This window comes from Micromonospora sp. ATCC 39149, from assembly GCF_000158815.1.
Lineage (GTDB): Bacteria > Actinomycetota > Actinomycetes > Mycobacteriales > Micromonosporaceae > Micromonospora.
In genome coordinates, this window is the sequence record NZ_GG657738.1 from 6662431 (window position 1) to 6666171 (window position 3741).

Below are 3741 nucleotides of genomic sequence, written 5' to 3' on the forward strand. Positions count from 1 at the left end.
GCGAAGTCCAGCATGAGCAGAAACCCCAGGGACCAGGCGGTGAGCACGGTGGTGGCCAGCACCGCGCCGGCCCAGGCCAACCGGGTCCGGCGGGTCTGCTCCGGCGTGATGCTCCGCAGGTACGCCCGCGCGCTGCCGGCCACCCACCGACCGAGCAGGGCCCCGCCGGCGATTCCACAGCAGGCCGAGGACGACCTCGATCCACCAGGCCCGGTGCTGGTCGGTGTAGGCGGTGATCCAGGACAGCCGGCGGCCGACGACCAGGCCGCAGGCCAGCGCCGCACCGAACGCCGTGCCCGTGGCCGCGGCGGTGCCGGTGTGCCGCGCCCACCAGGCGCAACGCCACAGCGCGCCGGTGGTGACCAGCGCGAGCGGCACGCCGAGCAGCAGCCCGGTGGCGAAGGCCCCGCCGGTCAGGCGGTCCGAGCTCGGCAGTTGGTGGGGCAGGCTGGCCGTCAGGTCCAGCAGCGGCGGCGCGGCGATCCCGGCGGCGAGGCCCGCGCCGAGCGCCTCCACGGGGCGGGCGGCGAACCGGCGGCCGGGATGATCCAGCGTGTCGGCCCGGGCGCGGGAGAGCGGGTGGAACCGGAAAGCCGACCCGAGGCCTGCCCACCGGCCGGTTCGCCTGTTGTCGGCGGCGAGCAGCGCCCGCGCGGTCGCACGGTCGCCGCCGAGGAGGCGGGCGTCGGCGGCGAACTCCCGGGCGCGCAGCACCGACCACGCCGAGGCGTGCACGATCAGCGCGAAGGCGACCAGTCGCCAGCCGTCGTCGAGCAGACGTCGCGCGGGCACGGAGCCGACGTAGTTGACCGCGACGGGGACGAGGACGGCCAGGGGGAACGCCCACGCCAGGGCGATGGTCAGCCGGGTGAGGTGGATGTCGGCGTTGCGCACGTGCGCCAGCTCGTGCAGGACGACGGCCCGGAACACCTGCGGCGCGGTCCGCTGGGCGTGCACGAGGCCGAGGTCGAGCCGGACGTACCGGACGGGGCCGGCGCCGAAGGTGTTGCCGCTGATGCGGGCGGACCGGGACACCACGAACACCGGCGGGCGGCGCAGGCCCGCCTCCCGGACCAGGCCGGCCAGCGCGGCCCGCAGCGCCTCGGTGCCAGGCGTGCGGTCGAGGCGGCGCAGGCCGCGCAGCCGGCACTCGAACCAGGGGGCGAGCAGGTAGCCGGCGGCGGTCACCGCCGCGAGCACGGCCAGCCCGACGGCCATCTGACGCACCGAGTCCGCCCGGAGCGTGCCGAGGCAGCTCTGGATCGCGGCCAGGCTCTCCTCGTTGACCGTGCCAGCGCGTACGTCGATCGGTGCCGGGAGGTCGGTGAGCCCGGCGACGCACTCCGCGCGTTCCCGGGTGGCGTCCCTGTCGACGAGCACGGTCTGCCAGCCGAACATGCTCGTGCCCACGACCGCGGTCACCGCGGCGACGAACCGGCCGAGGGTGGCCGAGGGCAGCGGAGGCGCGACCGCGCCGGCCGGCGGGGCGGGCGGGCCGTTGCCCTCAACCGTCGGCATCGCCGCCGTCTACGCCGAACCGCTGGGCGAACGCGTCGCGCACCGCGCTCCGCAGCACCGCGACCTGGTCCTCGGTCAGCTCCCAGCGCGGGTCGCGGGCGGCTGCGGTGACGGCCTCCTCGATGCGCAGCAGCTGGCCGGGGCGCAGCCGCAGCGGCGGCGGTGACGGGAGTTCGGTGCGGGCGCGCCGGGCCCGCCACCGCAGGCTCAGGCTGCGCAGGCCGCCACGGACGGCCTCGGTGGCGTGCTCGCGCACGCCGTCGCGCAGGGCCTCCAGCGCGATGCCGGTGAGCACCAGCACGTACGGCAGCAGCGGCGCGACCGTCTCCTCGAAGCCACCGCCTCCGGCCTCGCCGCCGCCGACCCGCACCAGCCGGGACGGGTCCCGCCGCCAGCGGCCCGGACGGCGGCGGTAGGCGGGGGCGAGGAACACCAGCAGCGGCTCCTCCTCGGGGGCTACCGCCCGGATCGCCAACCGGACCAGCTCGTCCTCGGTTCCGTCGGCGGCGTGCGGCGGTGTCGTGCGGGTCATCCTGCTCCTGCCTCCGGCGGCCGCCCGCCGGTCCCCGCGTTCACCGTACGGGGATTCGCGGCGGCTGGCGATCGGCAACCGGACAGGGCTGCGGTCAGGGGGCGAGGCGCTTGGCGAACCAGTGGTGGGCGTAGCGCTCGGTGTTGTACGGCTCGATCTCCTGGTACCCGGCGGAACGGTACATCGCGAGCGCCTCGGTGAGGTTGCGGTTGGTGTCCAGCCGGACGGCGGTCCAGCCGCGCGCGGCGGCGTACCGTTCCAACTCGTCGAGTATCCGCCGGCCGACCCCGAGGCCGCGCACGGCGTCGGAGACCCACACGCGTTTGATCTCGGCCGGCACGTCGGGCCGCAGTTTCACCGCGCCGCAGCCGACCGGCTCGGCGTTGAGGGTGGCCAGCAGGAACACCCCGGCGGGCGGGGTCAGCTCCTCGTCGCCGACCGGGCTGCTCAGCGCCGGGTCGAAGCCGTCGTCGAAGCGGCGGGCGACGTCGCGGGCGTACGCCCGCACGCATGCCCGCGCGCGCGGGTCGCCCGGCGGGCACGGCTCGATGGTCACCATCGACGCGACGAGTAGCCGTTCGACCTCGGCCATCGCCGCGACGAGGCGCGTGCGGCGTGGCCCGGCGAGCGGTTCGAGGACCGACCAGGCGAACGCGTCGGAGCGCTTGTCGAGCTCCGTCCACTCGGCCCGGCCGGCGTCGGTGAGGGAGGCCACCCGGACCCGTCCGTCACCGCCGGCCGGCGCTACGGTGACGAGCCCGTCGCCCTCCAGGGTGCGCAGGAGCCGGCTGAGGTGTCCCGAGTCCAGGCCGAGGCGGGCCCGCAGCGCCGCGACCTCGGCGCCGTCGGGGCCGATCTCCCACAGCAGGCGTGCCTGGGCGAGGGGACGCCCGCGCGCCATGTACGCGTCGTCCAGCGCCCCCACCCGTTGGGTGACCGTCCGGTTGAACCGCCGTACCGCGGCGACGAGCTCCGTGTCCATATGCCTGACTTTAGTCAGGCAATCCCTGGCTGGGTTCGGCAGGTTCGGTCCGGGGGGCGGCGGGCGGGGGACCCGGTCACAGCTGCGGGCCAGCCACGGTGGCCAGGACGAGGAAGCCGAGGCCCAGCGGCACGTCCAGCAGCACGCAGAACTCCGCCAGCGACCGTGGCACGACCTCGTCGCGCCGGTAGTGGACCACGTCCCAGATCCCGTGCGCGGCCAGCGCGAGCCCGGCCAGCACCAGCCCGACGCGCGGGGCGACGAGGACGGCGGTGACGGCGAGCCCCCCGTACCCGAGCAGGGCCACCGCCTGGGCGGCGAGCGGCGCGCGCGGCGCCCCGCCGACCAGGCCGACGATGACCAGCAGCGCCGCGACGACGCCCACGCCGGCCCACCACGGCACCCCCGCGAGTTCGCTCGCCGCCACGATCATCCCGCCGCCGCCGACCACCGCCCAGGCCACCCACGGCCGGCCGAGCGCGGCGGCGGCCAGGTAGCACAGGGCCGCGACGGCGACGGTGATCGACAGCACTTCCCGGTCGGCACCGGTCGCCAGCACCGCCGTGGCCACGGCCAGGCCGAGCAGGCTCGGCCAGCGACGCGTCACGACCGACCAGCGCCCCGCGCCTGCCGGGGTCTCGGCCGAGGTCGCGGTGCTGCGGCGTGAGATGTCCATGTGGAGATGGTGACGGCGCACGCGGACCGGACG

4 protein-coding genes are annotated in these 3741 nt (G+C 76.5%); all 4 read right to left on the reverse strand.

Annotation, left to right across the window (positions count from 1 at the left end; translation table 11 throughout):
* Positions 1–1518, reverse strand: a 1518-nt coding sequence (locus tag MCAG_RS28750) for a M48 family metalloprotease (RefSeq protein WP_036375683.1), incomplete at its 3' end; no start/stop codon positions are given.
* Entirely contained in the window at positions 1505–2050 is a 546-nt protein-coding gene (locus tag MCAG_RS28755) for a hypothetical protein (RefSeq protein ID WP_007076452.1), read from the reverse strand. The genes MCAG_RS28755 and MCAG_RS28750, both read right to left, overlap by 14 nt.
* Before the next feature lie 94 nt (positions 2051–2144).
* Positions 2145–3032: a bifunctional helix-turn-helix transcriptional regulator/GNAT family N-acetyltransferase gene (locus MCAG_RS28760; RefSeq protein ID WP_007076453.1), complete on the reverse strand. Its 888-nt coding sequence runs from the start codon at positions 3030–3032 to the stop codon at positions 2145–2147.
* A gap of 76 nt (positions 3033–3108) precedes the next feature.
* Positions 3109–3708, reverse strand: a complete 600-nt coding sequence (locus MCAG_RS28765; protein ID WP_036375685.1) for a hypothetical protein — start codon at positions 3706–3708, stop codon at positions 3109–3111.
* Positions 3709–3741 lie beyond the last annotated feature (33 nt).

Bases quoted from the DNA above. Each gene is read 5' to 3' on its own strand.
- MCAG_RS28755 (WP_007076452.1), bottom strand. From the start codon at position 2,050: ATGACCCGCACGACACCGCCGCACGCCGCCGACGGAACCGAGGACGAG.
- MCAG_RS28760 (WP_007076453.1), bottom strand. From the start codon at position 3,032: ATGGACACGGAGCTCGTCGCCGCGGTACGGCGGTTCAACCGGACGGTC.
- MCAG_RS28765 (WP_036375685.1), bottom strand. From the start codon at position 3,708: ATGGACATCTCACGCCGCAGCACCGCGACCTCGGCCGAGACCCCGGCA.